This is a genomic window from Lentilitoribacter sp. JB5-8 (assembly GCF_055693385.1).
The window spans coordinates 2,321,879-2,338,305 of the sequence record NZ_CM146332.1 but is presented as its reverse complement, the minus strand read 5'-3'; the positions used below and the strand labels follow the sequence as shown (position 1 = coordinate 2,338,305).

The window sequence follows — 16,427 nt, the reverse complement described above, 5'->3', positions numbered from 1 at the left end:
CCGGACTTCTACGGTTAAAAAGAGTTTGTTAACCATAATAATGTCTAATCACACTCACAATAATATTGAGTCGTGGGTGGTTTTAAGTTGCACAATTCTAAAGGTAAAACGGTCTTTGGTAAGCGAGAAGCACAACACATTTTGATTCTCGCCAATGGTGATAATGTCCGTCATATGGTGATTAGGCCATGGATGTTCGCAATTGCTGCGAGCTTTTTGGGTGTCATAGCTATCGGTTATCTACTTGCAACGACATATCTTGTCATGCGTGATGACCTTATTGGTGCTTCGATGGCGCAACAAGCCAGACTGCAACATTCCTACGAAGACCGCATCGCCAATTTACGAACAGAGCTTGACCGCGTAACCAGTCGTCAACTGCTTAATCAACAATTGGTTCAGGATAAAGTTGCTGAGCTTATGCAACGTCAGGCGCAATTATCATCGCGTCATGGTGCACTTTCGCCTATTTTGAATCGCGCGGGCATTATTGACGCGGCACCAGCGGTTATACCTGTACCCGTTCCTCGTCCGAAAGATCAGGCGAATATGATCCAGGCTGATGGTAACACGAATTACCAAACGGCGTTTGTTGGTGGCACTTTATTCCAGGACAAAACACCTCGTCTTCATACACCACAGTCGCTTGCACAAAAAGATATCCTTTTATTGGATGATACCTCAAAGCTCTTTGGTACTGTTGCACTTTCACTTGAGAATATTGAAGAAGAGCAGATCAATCGCATTCAGTCACTTGCGCAAAATACCAGTCGGAAAACTGCTGAAATCACCAAGATTCTCAAAGGATCGCAACTTCCAGCACCGCGTATTGATGACACAACAGCGATTGGTGGCCCATTTATTCCGGCAAAAGATAATCAAGCATTCGATTATTCTCTTCGTGGCTTAGATCATGCTCTACAACAGTTTGATCAGGTTTTGAATCACATCGAAATCCTGCCTATTAAAAACCCGGTAGCGGGTGCAAAAATATCCAGCCATTTTGGGCAACGTCGCGATCCATTTTTAAAGCGCCGTGCCTTTCATGCCGGTATGGATTTTCGTGCCAAAACAGGAACGCACGTTTATGCAGCTGCTAGGGGGAAAGTTATTAAAGCTGGATGGAGTGGTGGATATGGCCGCATGGTTGAAATTGACCATGGCAATGGCACAACAACTCGCTATGCACACTTATCTCGCATTTCCGTCAAAAAGGGTCAGTATGTGTCGACTGATATGAGTATTGGTCGCGTGGGAAGTTCTGGTCGTTCGACTGGCCCTCACCTGCATTATGAAATCCGCCGATATGGAAAAGCTGTAAATCCGGCACGTTACATCAATGCTGGGCAAAAACTTCGTCCTTTGCTTAAATCAAGCTAAATAGTTAGAATTTTATACAAATTTTATATAATCGAAACAATATATTATTATTAAATTTCAATAACTTAACCATTTCGATACCCAAGATATACATCTCATAGGTGATATTTTGGGTGTTATTTTTAGTAGTCCTGTCAAATTTGCACCTGTGTTTAGTGTCACTATTGCGTCACAAAAATTGAAAAGATTTGCTCTAATTACCGCATTTTCTTGACTTTTTTCCTTTAATTGCCTACGTCTGGCCTCGAATTTGCACCGCAATGAGCAACATTGTAACGAAAATAGCAGATTGAGAGCTTTACTCACTTGACCACTTTTTCAGATCTTGGCCTAAGCGCCAAAGTTTTATCCGCAGTATCTGATGCGGGTTATGACACCCCTACACCAATCCAAGCGGGCGCTATTCCACCAGCGCTAGAACGCAAAGATGTGCTTGGTATTGCACAAACAGGAACTGGAAAAACAGCCTCATTCGTGCTGCCTATGTTGACCCTTTTAGAACGTGGTCGGGCACGTGCGCGCATGCCACGTACGTTGATCTTGGAACCAACGCGTGAGCTTGCAGCTCAAGTGGCTGAGAACTTCGATAAATATGGCAAAAACCATCGCCTTAACATTGCGCTTCTCATAGGTGGTGTTTCGTTTGAAGAGCAAGATCGTAAGCTTGAACGCGGTGCAGATGTTTTGATCGCAACACCTGGTCGCTTGCTCGATCATTGCGAACGCGGCAAATTGTTGATGACCGGCGTTGATTTGTTTGTGATTGATGAAGCTGATCGCATGCTTGATATGGGTTTTATTCCCGACATTGAGCGCATTGCCAAATTGATTCCATTTACCCGCCAAACATTGTTCTTCTCAGCAACAATGCCTCCGGTTATTCAAACTTTAGCTGATCAGTTCCTGCAAAACCCAACTCGCATTGAAGTGGCTCCTCCATCGTCGACTGCCAAAACAGTTACGCAAAAATTGGTGGCAACGGGTTCAAAGGATTACGACAAGCGCGCAGTGCTTCGCGATATTATTCGTTCACAGGAAGCAAGCCTTCAAAACGGCATTATCTTCTGTAACCGGAAGCGCGCTGTTTCTGAGCTATATCGTTCGCTTGAGCGTCATGGGTTTTCCGCAGGCGCCTTGCATGGTGATATGGACCAACGTTCACGCATGGCAATGCTGCAAGCGTTTAAGGACAATAAAATCACCTTGCTCGTAGCCTCAGATGTTGCCGCTCGTGGACTAGATATTCCTGCTGTGAGCCATGTGTTCAATTTCGATATTCCAACCCATGCAGAAGATTATGTGCACCGTATTGGCCGTACTGGTCGAGCCGGCCGCGAAGGCGCTGCATTCTCTTTGATTGCAAAATCGGATAAGAAATACATCGATGCGATTGAAAAGCTGATCGATACCAAAATCGATTGGCTGGAGCTTGAAAGTTCACAGCCCGCAAGTGAAGAAGCGGAAACCGCAAAAGCAAAACCTGCACGCAAGCCTCGTAAGAGCAAAGCGGAGAAGCAACAGGAAACTGCTGTAGAGACCAAAGAAGCTGAAACACCGGTTGAAGCCGCTGCAGAACCTGCAAAATCACCTGCGAATGATCGCGGCAAAGCCTCAAACAATAAACGTGGCAACCGCAATCGTCGCAATGATCATCATGATAACGAGCCAACACCTGTTGGATTTGGAGATGATATTCCAGCCTTTATGATGATTGAGCTTAAAGCCAGCTAATTGTCTGGCCTGAGCTTTGGTTTAAATCTGACTTTTAAACAAAGAGTATTCTCGCCATGATAAAAAGTATCACACTCTCTATTTGCCTTTTCATATCGGGATTCTTTTGCGTAACCGCAAATGCTCAAGGCCTTGAAGATGCACTAACTTTGCCAAATGGTCTGACATTTGTGGTGAGTGGTGGTTACTGGACAGAGGAAAAGGATGTCGACGGTCAAACCGTTGAAACAGGCGGTTATTATCGCCTTTCATCCATTATGCGGGCTGATAAGACCAGTGTTCTGGTTTTGCAAAAGATCGAGAATACACAAGATGGCCCCGTCCAAGCGCTTACAATTGATATTGAAGAAATATCCAATATGAATGCCTTTATCACTGATATGCGTCCTGAAAGCTCATTGGGGAGCGCAAGCGCAGCAGGGTTTGCAGCATATGTTTATCTCAAGACTGATCTTAATACAGCTGAGCCTGAGACCTATTCCGTTTATATTGATGATTTAGATGAGATTTATGTCGAGCCAGCATCAAACTAAATCATTCGGTGCATACCGGTTTGACGGCTTTTTTAAAAAAACGACATTCATCGGCTTGCCTATATCAACATATTTGGGGTGCTAAACATGTCAGTGCTAGGAAGTTTTAGTCGGATAATTTCTGCATCTAAAAACTCAAAAAATGGCTTATTAGTTCTTTTAAAGGAACCTGCAGCTCGGCAAGAGATGCTCTTTGGTGCCGTTGCACTCATCATATTGATTGTGATTGGCAGTCCGCTTTTTCATCTATTAATCTTTGCGATATTGCTATTGATCGTAATTGCCACGGAAACACTAAATTCCGCCATTGAACAAGTCGTTGATCGCGTATCACCAGAGATTTCAGATTTTGGCAAGAAAACAAAAGATCTTGGATCTTTAGCAGTTGCAGTTACGCTGCTTGCCGCCGGCCTATACTGGCTCTATGCGGTTGCTGTTGCGTTCAATTTTGTTAGCTAATTGAACAGCGCAGCAGACTATTCGATATCTTGCACATCAACATCACCGCCAAAGGCTCTGTGTGCCAAGGTTGCTTCCATAAAGCTGTCTAATTTGCCATCAAGCACATCTTGCGGAGCTGTACTTTCATGGCCCGTGCGAAGGTCTTTAACCAGCTGATACGGCTGGAGCACATACGAACGAATTTGATGCCCCCAACCAATGTCCGATTTGCTGGCAGCTTCCGCATTGGCTGCAGCTTCACGCTTTTCGAGCTCCAGCTCGTATAAACGCGCGCGCAGCATATCCCATGCTTTAGCTTTGTTTTTATGCTGTGACCGTTCTTGCTGGCATTGAACAACAATTCCGGTGGGTTCGTGAGTGATACGTACCGCTGAATCGGTCGTATTAACATGCTGACCACCTGCGCCCGATGCACGATAAGTATCAATGCGGCATTCGCTTTCTGCGACTTCAATATCAATGGAATCATCAACAACCGGATAAACCCAAATACTTGAAAATGATGTATGGCGGCGCGCATTGCTGTCAAAGGGTGAAATACGCACCAAACGATGTACGCCTGATTCTGTTTTAAGCCAGCCATAAGCATTCGTGCCTTTGATCAGCAATGTCGCTGATTTAATGCCTGCTTCTTCGCCATCATGAATTTCGAGTAATTCGACTTTCATGCCCGAACGTTCTGCCCAGCGCGTATACATACGCATGAGCATATTGGCCCAATCTTGGCTTTCCGTGCCACCAGCACCTGAATGGATCTCTAAATAGCTGTCATTACCATCTGCTTCGCCAGATAAAAGAGATTCGATCTGTTGGCGTGCTGCTTCTTTTTGTAAAGCACGAAGCGCCTCTTCAGCCTCTGCAACGATTTCCTCATCGCCCTCTTCTTCACCCATTTCAATAAGTTCAGAATTATCGGTGATCTGGCCTTCTAGGCGCTTTAAACCATTGATGGAGTCTTCCAAAAATTGGCGCTCGCGCATGAGCTTTTGCGCTTCTACCGGATCATCCCACAGCGTTGGATCTTCTGCTTTGTTATTTAAAAAACCAAGGCGCTTAATCGCTTGATCCCAGTCAAAGATGCCTCCTTAGCAAACCGATTGTTTGCTCAATGTCTTCAACGAGTGATTGGATTTCTGCGCGCATGTTCGTTTTCTATGAATTGGTATGAATAATTCGGATAATTTTTGGCGAACTTAATCACCAAAATAAGCAAAGTAAAGCAAAGCTTGGTGACAAAAGTCTGTTTCTAGAACAATCCACCAGTACCGGAACCAACAGCACGGTTTGCTTGAGGAGAAACTTCCAAAATGGCATCACCTGTTGCAAATTCATCCATGCCAATCACAGAGAAGATATCGGCAGGTCCTGTACCAGGTTTAAAGGCTTCCTGGATCACATCACCATCACCAGCAAAGGCTTCCATCCCGGTTTTGCGGTTAATTGGAATAAATTTCATACCTTCGGGAATACGGAACTCAACGGGGCGCGATTCTTTCAAAGCTGTTGCCATGAAATCATTAAAGATTGGCGCTGCAATGCCACCACCTGTATTGCCACGTCCCATAGGTCTTGGGGTATCATAACCAATATAAACACCTGCAACCAAATCAGGTGTATAGCCAACAAACCAAGCATCACGCTCATCATTTGTGGTCCCTGTTTTACCAGCTGTTGGTTGATCAAGTTTGATCTTGCCAGCAGCGGTTCCGCGACGCACAACACCTTCCATCATGGATGTGATTTGATATGCAGTCATAGGGTCTAGAACCTGCTCACGCGTATCAGTGATCTCAGGTTCTTCCTGCGAAAGCCATGCTGATGCTGCACACGCATCACAACGACGCTGGCTTTCCTCATGGCGGAAAATGGTTTTGCCATAGCGGTTTTGAATACGGTCAATAAGCGATGGTGTGACTTGCTTGCCGCCATTTGCCAGCACTGAATAAGCTGAGACCATACGCATAACCGTCGTCTCACCAGAACCGAGTGACATCGCCAAAACCGGCAACATGTCATCATAAACACCAAAACGCTCGGCATATTCTGCAACTAGGTTCATGCCCATATCTTTGGCTAATCGAACCGTCATCAAGTTACGTGACTTTTCAATCCCCAATCGCAATGTTGAAGGACCTGCAGCACCGCCGCCATAGTTTTTCGGTTTCCACAATTGTCCACCTGAAACCAATTCAATCGGTGCATCATTGACCACAGATGCGGGTGTATAACCATTGTCCAATGCAGCCGCATAAACAAACGGCTTGAAGGATGAACCTGGCTGTCGTTGCGCTTGTGTTGCGCGATTAAACTGACTTTGTGAGAAAGAGAAACCACCGACCATGGCAAGCACACGTCCTGTATGCGGATCCATTGCAACCAAACCGCCCTGGATTTCAGGCAACTGACGCAAACGCCAGCTTTCTGCACCTTCGTCATTGGTGCGTTTTTCAACGTAAACGACATCGCCCGGTTTAATGATTTCAGAAACCGTTTTTACCTTACGACGTTTTTCATCTTTTGGCGCAACGGTGTAGGCCCAACCCATTGTTTCGCCCGATATTGAGATCACATCTCGCGCTTCACGCACTTTACCAGCAACATCTTTACCAGGGCGAACACCAAGTTCCGCACCGTTATCCGATGATGATAATACAACGGCTAGTTTCCAGCTCGGCATATCATCCAAATCATCAATTTCTGATAGGGTCGGCCCCCAATCTTCATTGATGTCAATCGTTGCGACCGGACCGCGGAAGCCGCGCTTTTGGTCGAACGTCAAAAGCCCGTTTTGCAAGGCATTCCGTGCTGCAATTTGTGTTGCAGGATCAAGCGTTGTGCGAACTGATAAACCGCTTTCATAAAGCGCATCATCACCATAACGAGAAATCAAACGACGACGAACTTCCTCGGCAAAATATTCAGACGCAAATAGGTAATTACCCCGTTGACGCGGATTAACATCAAGCGGACGCTCTTTTGCTTTTGAAGCTTCTTCAAAGGACACATAACCATTATCAACCATGCGATCGATCACCCAGTTACGGCGTTCAATGGCAGCTTCCGTATTGCGGAAAGGATGATAGTTGGATGGGCCTTTTGGCAGTGCTGCCATGTATGCGATCTCGTGAAGATCAAGCTCATTAACGGATTTATCGAAGTAAGTAAGTGCAGCGCCTGCAATTCCGTAAGAACCTAAACCAAAAAAGATCTCATTGAGATAAAGCTCCAAGATGCGATCTTTGCTGTAAGCTTGCTCAATACGAAATGACAAAATGGCTTCTTTGATCTTCCGCTCAATGCGTTGCTCAGAAGTCAATAGAAAGTTTTTCGCAACCTGTTGGGTAATCGTTGACGCCCCAACTGGGCGGCGGCCCGATCCATAATTTTGAATATTTACGATCACAGCGCGCGCTAGACCGGTGAAATCAACACCAGTATGTGTGTAAAAGTTTTTGTCCTCAGCAGAAATAAACGCAGCTTTTACGCGATCAGGAATGGCTTGAATGGGTAGGAACAATCTGCGTTGACGTGCATATTCGGCCATCAACTCACCATCTGATGAGTGAACACGTGTCGTTACCGGCGGTGCATAGCTTTCCAACACCTCATAATCGGGTAAATCTTCCGAAATATCAGAAATATACCAAACTACACCTGCAGCCACGAGCAAGAACAATACCGTGCCAATACCAAAGAAGTATCCAATGAGACGCATCATGTGATTAAATTAAACCCTTGTTTAAACTCATATTTCCGGCGTTTCACCTAAATATGCCCCGATATAATAATCCATTTTGCGAAAATGGAGCGTAGGTCTTAAATGTTTACCTACTCATACCACTAAAATTACGCGACAATTGTGAGAGAATTTAGGCATATTTCAGGCAAACCGATTTTGGCACCCAAATCGCACATATTTTATTCCATCACAACCGTGACACGCGTTAAAAATATAGCACGATTCGTCGCCGAATTGTCATCAATCAAGAAAGCGCATAAATCAAGCAAATGCGTTGGGTGATTTTGTAAGAACGGTTTCAGCGCCTTCACGTGGGTGACGGGGCACCAAAAATGCTAATATGAGCGACACGCATGCCATACCAGCTGCAAGCGAATAAACCGACGCGGGATCGACAAGCCACAAATAACCGAGCAGCGCTGGCAGGAAAACCGCCGCGATATGATTGATGGTAAACGCAACAGCTGCAGAAGACGCTTGATCCTCAGGGCTGGCGATCTTTTGAAAATAGGTCTTTTGCGCAAACGCCATGGCAAACAGGATGTGATCAATAATATAAAGCACAGCTGCAACTTCCCATGGCCATTTGAACCAATATAGACCTGCATAAAGCACAAACACCAAAATCAAACCGATATATTCGACAATGAGCGTGAAGCGCTCCCCCATATAGGCAATCATTCGCCCAACAAATGGGCTAGAAATCATGGTTGCGAGGTGATTGACGAGCATGAGCCCTGCAATATGGTGTAGCTTAAACCCATAAAGCTCAACCATCATAAAGGCTGCAAACACCACAAAGATCTGACGGCGCGCACCCCCCATGAAGACAAGCGCGTAATAAAGCCAGTAGCGCTTTTTCAAAATGATCTTTTTGGCCTGGAAGGTATCTGAGCGGAAATTTGGAAACACAAACCAGCAATATGTTGCAACGATCATCGACACGCTGCCCGATGCCCAATAGACAACGCGATAATCAAGATCAAATGTCTCCCATAGACCAATGATAAAGGCATAGGCAATGAGCGCACCAAACGCACCAGCTGAGACGATCCAGCCTAGTATTTTTGGTGCTTTGTCCTTTGGCAACCACTGCAATTGCAGGCTCTGTGCAACAGTTTCATAATAATGATAACCAACAGACGAGATGAAGGTGACAACCAAAACACCCTGCAATGTGGGAAATTCAGCCGTAAGCGCAGACCCCAACCCCAAAAGAAAGAGCGATATCAGGCCAAAACTTTGCTCGCGGATAAGAGCCACAATAAAGATCGCTAAAAATGCCAGGAAACCAGGTATTTCGCGAACGGTATGCATCCAACCATTGTCCGAACCATCAAAATTGACAATTTCAATGACAAAATTTGCAGCAACTGCCATCCACGTTGAAAATGTCATTGCCGTTGCAAATGCTAAAAGCATCAACATAGCTTCCGGACGGCGCCATTTGGGAAGCGCCCTCGCCTCTGCAAGTGAGATTTCTGCTTTATTAAAAATCAATTTGATATCCAATACATCGTATTTAGACACTGGATTGAACCAAAGCGGGCTATTTGTCCAGTGATTGGCAAAAAATTTGACCAAAAAGAGTAAGTATCGCGAAAAGCAACGTCCAATAACAAAAATACAAGGAGCTATTGTTATTGGGAAAATGGCAGGGGCAGCAGGGTTCGAACCCCCGACCTACGGTTTTGGAGACTGAATATCTAGCTCATAAACTATTTTTTTTAAAAGATAAATTTTAATAATTTTAATTACTGGGTAACTTTATGGGTAAGTATAGAATGCCATATTTAGGACAAATCTCTTCAATTTCCCCAACTTTTTCCATCTAATCAATCAATTTACGTAGGAGTGAGTTAATTTCCGTTTTCACTCTAATAGCAGACACCAAAAACTACATCGCGCACTTCAAAAACTGGCCCAAACCGGACAACATCACTCTTAGTACTACTTCTCCGCATTTATTCTATAATTCTGGGATGGTCCGTGACATCGGACAATATCTGAGTTGGACGTTATCTTTTCAGCAATTTTGGTGCTGGACGACATAAAATCATCCACATCCCAACCGCTCGGTTTTCCCCCGACCATGCAAGGTTTACCATTAACCACCACAGCCTCCGCTTGGTCGCGGTTATAATAGCGCACGAGTTCCCACTCAAAATCATGGCTGGGTAAACATTCAGGTACCATCATATCCAGAATTAAAAAATCTGCCGCCATGCCAACCTTTAATGGTCCATGATCATTTTTGCCACCAGTTGCAAGAGCACCCTGACTAGTTGCTGCATCCACCCATGTAAACGCCGCACCTGCAGAAAAATCGGCAACTGGTAAGGCGTGTTCAATCCGCTGGCAAGCTTCAGCCGCCATAAGGTTTTTAAACGCATCGGCGGAAGTTGTATCAGAACCAACACCAAATCTAACATTTCGCTGGGCAAATCTTAAGGCCGGCGCCACGGCATTGCCCTTCCAAATACTCGCAAGCGGATTATAGCTCGTTGCAGTATCTGTTTCGATGATGAGCTCAATTTCTCGCTCGGATACCAAAGTCGTGTGGTGCAGCAAAACGTGCGGTCCAAGCACACCATATTTATGCAACAGCTCGGTCGGACGCATACCAAAATTCAAAATACAATCATGCACCTCGGGGAAGTGCTCATTTGAATGTATCTGCAAAATGATATCGCGTTCTTGGCAATAATCTGAGAGTTTTTTTAAGGTTTCTGGTGAATTACCAATGAAAGAACTGCAGCAGACAGATGGTGAAATAAGCGGATGCGGCGCACAATCATTCATATGTGCGTCGATAACATCTTTAATCTCATCAAATGTATGATTGCCGGACCCAGTTCCCGAACTGTCCGCGAACTCATCCAACCCACAGGCTGAAACGAGCCTAATGCCAGTCTCTAGTGCTGCTCTATGCACGCCTTTATTTTTGACGCTATCATTTAATCCGTAATTGACAACTTTGGTAAAACCGCCTCTTAACGCTTCCCAAAATGCCCATTTTGCAGTGATATAACACTCTTCCTCTGACATTTCCTTTTCCATCGGATGCCAGATGCGACGCCAGATTTGGGCAGGCTCTCCACCGATTAAAGCCTTGCCAAAGATTTGCCCCACATGCGTATGCGCATCGACAAACCCTGGAATAATTGCACTACCATCCATTTGGACAACGTCTTTGATAGTATGCGCTGGTCCGATATTGGTAATCCGTCCGTCAGTAACTTCCAACGCCCAGTTGGATTTAGCGCCGTCAGAGGTCAGTAAAACTTGAGGTGCAATTGCATATCGATTTCGAGATAAAAGCGCAGAAAGATCCATCATGGGAAAACCTAATTGAGGGCAGGAAAATGGTAGCAGCACGAACTGCTACCAAGCTTTTTAGAAGGGCTTAGTCGAGCGTAATGCGGGACGCATCAACAGCTGATAAAGGCCCTGTTGCAAGATATTTTTTGATCAATTCGCGCGATGGCTCAGCTTCCACCATGCCTTTGCTCACAACCCAATTGGCTTCAACTTCAAGCACATCTAGCAATCCGTTTGACAAACCAATTTCATATTCAGCTTCTGTCCAGCGTGATTTGATCATCTCAAGCGACATGATGCCTTCCATAGCTTCAGCAAGCGCCATTTGCGCGCCTTCTGGTTCGGCTTTGATATATTCTTCAGCCTTGACAAGCGCCCGAACAAATCCCTCTAGTTCAGATGCTCTGTTTTCCAGCATGTCAGGTGTCGCCGATAGAACAAACCAGGCAACATAAGCATCAGAACGGAATTCACGGTAGTCATCTCCAAGAGCTTTAGCGGCACTTGCGTAAAAATCGGGGAACATAACACCTGCATCAATGTCACCACGCGCGAGTGCTGGAACGATATCAGGTGGCGATACATTAATCACTTCGGCAGAAACGCCGTTTGTTTCTAACAAGCGCTCTGTGAAGAACTCCGTGTTTGACCCTTTTGTTGTGCCGACTTTTTTGCCCTCAAGGCTGGAAATATCTTCAAATCCGATAGAGCCTTTTGAAATGAGACGGTTTGCAACATATCGCGAAAGGGTCGTAAATGTGCCAAAGGGCTGTTCACGCAAAGACGCAATAGAAACCGGATATTCTGCCATGAAGGCTACATCCAACTGCCCACCAATCAGAGCTTCAAGAGCACGACGGCCGGATGTAAACTTGGTGAGTTCAAGTTCGATACCCTCTTCAGCAAAATAGCCATTTGCTTCGGCAACCACAATTGGAACTGTTTGCAAGTTAGGTGCTGATCCCAGACGAATGGTATCGGCGAAAGCGGTACCAGTAACTACCAAAGTTGTGACGGTGGTTATTATTAAGTGTTTCATATTCATTTTCATTCTCCTTTATTCGTTCTCATATTCTCTTAGTAATTGGAGGATTTGCTTGCGAAGCGTAAGGAAGTCCTCTCCAAATTGATCGATAGGTCGGGGTCTAGAAATATTGACATTTATCTTCTCAACAATGCGTCCGGGACTTGGTGACATGACGTAAACTGTATCAGCGAGGCGAAGAGCTTCATCGACATCATGCGTAACGAAGAGGACCGTTTTTTCGCGCTTTGACCAAAGTTCTGTGAGGAGTTCTTGCATGCGCAATCTTGTTTGCGCGTCCAGCGCTCCGAAGGGTTCATCCATTAGCAAAACATCTGGATCGGATGAAAGAGTTCTAGCAATGGCAACGCGCTGTTTCATGCCGCCCGAGAGTTGGCCTGGATATTTCTTGGCATGCTCGCTCAGGCCCACTTCTTCCAATGCAATATGAGCTCGCGCTAAACGTTCAGCGCGTGAGAGGTTCAATCGCTTGAGCGCAAAATTGACATTTTGAAGCGCAGTGAACCATGGAAAGAGTGCGAAATTTTGGAAAATTACACCGACACTTTCATCTGGTTTTTTGACCGTGCGACCGTCTACATAAACAGCCCCAGATGTTGGCGTGACAAAACCCGCAACTGCATTCAACAAGGTAGACTTTCCGCAACCAGATGGGCCAATGAGCGCTGTGAATGTTCCTGGTTTTAACTCAAGATCAGTCGGTGTTAATGCGATTGTCTTTTTCTCGCCTTTACCGAATTCAACCGAAAGATCACAAATCAGCACCTCACCACTTTTTTGAGGTTGCATCTGCGTTTTGTGAGTTATTCCGTCGTTCATAATTTTTAACAAAACTCTTGCCTATGTCCGTTTTCACTCGGGATTTTTCAAATACTGAAAGCTCATATGGACCGGGTAAGTGACCGCAAAAATACTGGCTTTTATCAAAGTATGTCGCGGCAAAAAAAGACTGTCTATTGCTATATAAGTACCGGGGTGTTGCAAACTTAGCACCAAGGTTTTTCGTGCAAAAACTTAGTAAATTGCAGAGAATACCTACCTATAACGCATTGAAAAACATGAGTTTTATTCGCAAACAATGAATAAAATCGGCGCTCCACGATTTCACCTGAATGTCAATTAGTTGTCACTCTAACAACCAATTATTCGCTATGATTTACGTCACCAAATTAGACATTATCCAGAATCTCGTGGGATTGGACGAAAGCAAAATTGATCATCGATCATTCGGCTTTCATCCATCAGTATATAAAATTGAAATGGGACAAATATGCTAAGTTACTTTGCCAATTATGCTCGCCCTTTGGTTTCCATTATTTTCGTGTTGTCTGTATGGCAATTCGCTCATGTCGCGGGATTTACCAATAAAAATCTATTCCCGGGACCATTTGAAGTCGCAACGGCTTCCGTCAAATTATTTAACGATGGCGTTCTTATCAAAGATCTTAAAACATCCACGTCACGAGCAGCCATTGGTTTTAGTTTGGGTGCATCACTTGGAATATTATTTGGGATATTAACATCCCGCGTTCAGCTGATCCGGCTCGCAATTTATCCATTTTTTAATATCCTAAGACCGATCCCTGCGATCGCATTGGTACCCATTGCAATTGTCTGGTTTGGAATTGGCGAGGAATCCAAATATTTCGTCATTGCCTATACTGTGTTTCTCGCAGTTTGGCTCGCAACCCATCACGGCATGGAACACATTCCTGAGACTTATATTCGCGCTTCAAGATCACTTGGCGCCCCATGGTATCGTGAGTTTTTTGAAGTGATCATGCCCGCGGCAGCACCACATATTTTTGCTGGACTTCGATTTGGTGCAGCACTTGCATTTTTAAGCCTTGTAGCTGCTGAGTTAACCGGCGCATCCGCAGGTATTGGTTATCGCCTAGAAGAGGCACGGCAATATTTCCAGGTTGATCGCATGTTTGTCGGCCTCATAGAACTAGGACTATTAGGCGCATTTTTAGATGCAGTCTTTGTGTTTATCAGCAAGAAAGTCGTGCATTGGCACGATGCATAAAATGAAATTGTGTTTTAACCTTAAGTAATTCGATAAATCGCCGCGATTGGTCCACCTCCATCCGGGCCTTGATGTTCAGCGCCACCTGACACAAATAAAGATGAATGCCCTACCACACCAGCAACGGCACCGCCGGAAAACCCCCGCGCATGGCGAGTTGATGAGATATCGCTATCATTAAGCATTGTATGCCTCTGGCCGCGAATATGACCAGATGTTGAGGCCTCAGCTTTAACCAAAATCGCCAAAACAGCTTCTTGTTCATCTTTGCTAAGCTGGAAATTACTACCTGATCTTAAGGGGGACAAAATGGACAATAGAGGCTCAACATCAATAGCGTCCCGCATGACACCATGATTGATGTGCAGATCACCAATCCAATCTTTGCTCATACCCATAACTAATATTTCGCAATAGTCTAATTCAACACCAGCCGAACATGACGCTTTTGCACTATATAGAGAATGGTTTTGACAAATGTCATCATCCGCCACATCACTTGGGTTAAGCTCTCCAAGGGCAAGCGCGACACCTAAAGCACTAGCGCCGCGCGAGAACCCCATAGATTTCAAGGTATCTTGGGTAACAGTTGTAAACCCATGATAGGTTTGAGAAGTTTGATCTGACGTTAACAGGGGGCATTTTATTTGAACAAAGTGCACATCTTTGGATTCAGAAATATTAGCTTGTTCCATCGCTTTTTGAACTGCGTCCGATACGGCAGTAACTTGCGGCAACCGCCCCAGCTCCCAGGGTTTAATAGACGCCGTGGTTGCCGTTCCAAGCGCAAGTGATTTTTGACGACGCTGCGTGTTTTCTATCACATCAACTTTACGAGCTGTAAACACAAGCCAATGCGGTGATAAACCACCTTCCGTCCCCCCTGAAATTGTAATGCCAATACCATTTACTTCTGTTTCAGATACATATTGACGCAATAGCGCTTGCAAAGATTGCACAGCGAAACCACGCGTAAAATCATTAACGCAACCATTGCCTTCGGTTTTACCCAAAATAGCAACTATTTCTGAAGCGCTGATCGTTTTTGTCTCGATAAGATCTTTTATGGCCGAGATATCGCTTGGGCCTGACATTGGAAGTCGAAATAGCTGGGCTTGTCGCATGGATTAACCTGATAGATTATAAAATCTGGATTTGTTTTAGGTACACGGGAGAGAGCATTGCACAAATTGCTGTTGTGTTCATATGCCAAATTTCACCAAATCTGTTGCTTAATTTGCAACACCATGACATCGTCGCGGAATGAAGCATTTAACGACATTCCGATTAATAGACATCGTTGCAAAGCAAAACTCCATCCGCCGCGCCGCTGAAGAGGCAGCGATTACACCATCAGCTCTTTTAAGAAGGATCCAATCATTTGAAGAAGAATTGGGCGCACCGATTTTTGAACGCCTATCAGACGGGGTGCGTTTAAATGCAGCCGGCGAATTGGTCATTGATCATATCCGGAGACAATTGTCAGATACCGAAAAACTTCACACCAAGCTAAGTGATCTCTCCGGAATACGATTAGGTCACGTTACAATCGCTTGTAGCCCAGCATTGACGTTTGATTTCCTGCCAAGGGAAATTTCGAAATACTTAGACCAATACCCGGATGTGACATTTGACGTTCAGGTTCTGGATCATAACTCAGCTGAAAAAGCAGTTGTTGATTACTCGGTGGACATGGCATTTGTTTTCGATCTGAGCAACATACCTGAATTTCAGATACTGATTGCTGTAGAGCAACAGCTTTCCGCATTGATGGCTATAGATCATCCACTCGCTGATAAAGACAATTTGCGATTGCTTGAATGTATGGATTTTCCCTGGGCTTTACCTTCAAAAATTTTCGGTGGGCGCGCGCTTCTCGATAGCGCGCTTGCACGTCTATCACGCCAACCAGATATTATGCTGCAATCCAATTCATTTGAATTCTTAAAAAATTACGTTCGGCTTAATAAGGCCATATCATTCCAAAGCCCAATTGCGATGGGTGCTGAACACCTAAATGAAGATTTGATCTTAAAACCCTTAGACCCACAAGACCTACAGTCCAGTTTGATATTTTTCGGCCAGAGAGCCGGGCGTACATTACCCGTTGCATCTGCCCGCTTTGCAGATCAAATAACAAAAAGCCTTGCCACACTCTTCCCAACAGCACACTGACGATGAGATGGG

The 16,427-nt window shown here is 44.9% G+C and carries 13 protein-coding genes; 6 read left to right on the top strand and 7 right to left on the bottom strand.

Going from position 1 to position 16,427, the window contains the following annotated elements; all coding sequences use genetic code 11:
• Positions 1-87 precede the first annotated feature (87 nt).
• The 4 genes from ACZ1GZ_RS11470 (at position 88) to ACZ1GZ_RS11455 (ending at position 4,103) form a co-directional block, all read left to right on the top strand.
• Positions 88-1,380: a peptidoglycan DD-metalloendopeptidase family protein gene (locus ACZ1GZ_RS11470; protein ID WP_472665015.1), complete on the top strand. Its 1,293-nt coding sequence runs from the start codon at positions 88-90 to the stop codon at positions 1,378-1,380.
• Between the two features lie 306 nt (positions 1,381-1,686).
• Positions 1,687-3,111, top strand: coding sequence for a DEAD/DEAH box helicase (locus tag ACZ1GZ_RS11465; protein WP_472665014.1), 1,425 nt, complete (start codon positions 1,687-1,689; stop codon positions 3,109-3,111).
• A 56-nt stretch (positions 3,112-3,167) separates the two neighbouring features.
• A complete protein-coding gene (locus ACZ1GZ_RS11460) occupies positions 3,168-3,644 on the top strand; it encodes a hypothetical protein (protein ID WP_472665013.1) in 477 nt (158 codons plus the stop codon).
• Positions 3,645-3,731: 87 nt separating this feature from the next.
• On the top strand, positions 3,732-4,103 hold the full coding sequence (locus ACZ1GZ_RS11455; RefSeq protein ID WP_472665012.1) for a diacylglycerol kinase: 372 nt from the start codon (positions 3,732-3,734) through the stop codon (positions 4,101-4,103).
• 17 nt (positions 4,104-4,120) lie between these two features.
• Here ACZ1GZ_RS11455 and prfB read toward each other — a convergent pair.
• The 6 genes from prfB to ACZ1GZ_RS11425 form a co-directional block, all read right to left on the bottom strand.
• Positions 4,121-5,249, bottom strand: a protein-coding gene (gene prfB / locus ACZ1GZ_RS11450) for a peptide chain release factor 2 (RefSeq protein ID WP_472665011.1) whose coding sequence is annotated in 2 segments (ribosomal slippage) — positions 4,121-5,179 and positions 5,181-5,249 — 1,128 coding nt in all. Because the reading frame shifts where the segments join, the coding sequence is not laid out codon by codon here.
• A 103-nt stretch (positions 5,250-5,352) separates the two neighbouring features.
• Positions 5,353-7,824, bottom strand: coding sequence for a penicillin-binding protein 1A (locus ACZ1GZ_RS11445; RefSeq protein ID WP_472665010.1), 2,472 nt, complete (start codon positions 7,822-7,824; stop codon positions 5,353-5,355).
• Positions 7,825-8,106: 282 nt separating this feature from the next.
• Positions 8,107-9,345 (bottom strand): MFS transporter, encoded by a 1,239-nt coding sequence (locus ACZ1GZ_RS11440; RefSeq protein WP_472665009.1) that lies wholly within the window; start codon positions 9,343-9,345, stop codon positions 8,107-8,109.
• A gap of 450 nt (positions 9,346-9,795) precedes the next feature.
• Entirely contained in the window at positions 9,796-11,184 is a 1,389-nt protein-coding gene (locus tag ACZ1GZ_RS11435; protein WP_472665008.1) for an amidohydrolase family protein, read from the bottom strand.
• 67 nt (positions 11,185-11,251) lie between these two features.
• A complete protein-coding gene (locus tag ACZ1GZ_RS11430) occupies positions 11,252-12,211 on the bottom strand; it encodes an ABC transporter substrate-binding protein (RefSeq protein ID WP_472665007.1) in 960 nt (319 codons plus the stop codon).
• Between the two features lie 12 nt (positions 12,212-12,223).
• Positions 12,224-13,030: an ABC transporter ATP-binding protein gene (locus ACZ1GZ_RS11425; RefSeq protein ID WP_472665006.1), complete on the bottom strand. Its 807-nt coding sequence runs from the start codon at positions 13,028-13,030 to the stop codon at positions 12,224-12,226.
• Positions 13,031-13,481: 451 nt separating this feature from the next.
• On the opposite strand from ACZ1GZ_RS11425, the gene ACZ1GZ_RS11420 reads away from it, so the two are divergent.
• Positions 13,482-14,240 carry an ABC transporter permease gene (locus tag ACZ1GZ_RS11420; protein ID WP_472665005.1) on the top strand — a complete coding sequence of 253 codons (759 nt, stop codon included), beginning with the start codon at positions 13,482-13,484 and terminating at the stop codon, positions 14,238-14,240.
• 20 nt (positions 14,241-14,260) lie between these two features.
• Here ACZ1GZ_RS11420 and atzD read toward each other — a convergent pair whose 3' ends face one another.
• Complete coding sequence (gene atzD, locus ACZ1GZ_RS11415; protein WP_472665004.1) at positions 14,261-15,364, bottom strand: cyanuric acid amidohydrolase; 1,104 nt, start codon at positions 15,362-15,364, stop codon at positions 14,261-14,263.
• A gap of 139 nt (positions 15,365-15,503) precedes the next feature.
• On the opposite strand from atzD, the gene ACZ1GZ_RS11410 reads away from it, so the two are divergent.
• Positions 15,504-16,415 carry a LysR family transcriptional regulator gene (locus tag ACZ1GZ_RS11410; RefSeq protein ID WP_472665003.1) on the top strand — a complete coding sequence of 304 codons (912 nt, stop codon included), beginning with the start codon at positions 15,504-15,506 and terminating at the stop codon, positions 16,413-16,415.
• Positions 16,416-16,427: the final 12 nt, after the last annotated feature.

What these genes read in the sequence shown, in the direction of transcription:
- ACZ1GZ_RS11460 (WP_472665013.1), top strand. Translation starts at nt 3,168, where the DNA reads ATGATAAAAAGTATCACACTCTCTATTTGCCTTTTCATATCGGGATTC.
- ACZ1GZ_RS11455 (WP_472665012.1), top strand. Translation starts at nt 3,732, where the DNA reads ATGTCAGTGCTAGGAAGTTTTAGTCGGATAATTTCTGCATCTAAAAAC.
- ACZ1GZ_RS11445 (WP_472665010.1), bottom strand. Translation starts at nt 7,824, where the DNA reads ATGATGCGTCTCATTGGATACTTCTTTGGTATTGGCACGGTATTGTTC.
- ACZ1GZ_RS11435 (WP_472665008.1), bottom strand. Translation starts at nt 11,184, where the DNA reads ATGATGGATCTTTCTGCGCTTTTATCTCGAAATCGATATGCAATTGCA.
- ACZ1GZ_RS11430 (WP_472665007.1), bottom strand. Translation starts at nt 12,211, where the DNA reads ATGAATATGAAACACTTAATAATAACCACCGTCACAACTTTGGTAGTT.
- ACZ1GZ_RS11425 (WP_472665006.1), bottom strand. Translation starts at nt 13,030, where the DNA reads ATGAACGACGGAATAACTCACAAAACGCAGATGCAACCTCAAAAAAGT.
- ACZ1GZ_RS11420 (WP_472665005.1), top strand. Translation starts at nt 13,482, where the DNA reads ATGCTAAGTTACTTTGCCAATTATGCTCGCCCTTTGGTTTCCATTATT.
- atzD (WP_472665004.1), bottom strand. Translation starts at nt 15,364, where the DNA reads ATGCGACAAGCCCAGCTATTTCGACTTCCAATGTCAGGCCCAAGCGAT.
- ACZ1GZ_RS11410 (WP_472665003.1), top strand. Translation starts at nt 15,504, where the DNA reads ATGAAGCATTTAACGACATTCCGATTAATAGACATCGTTGCAAAGCAA.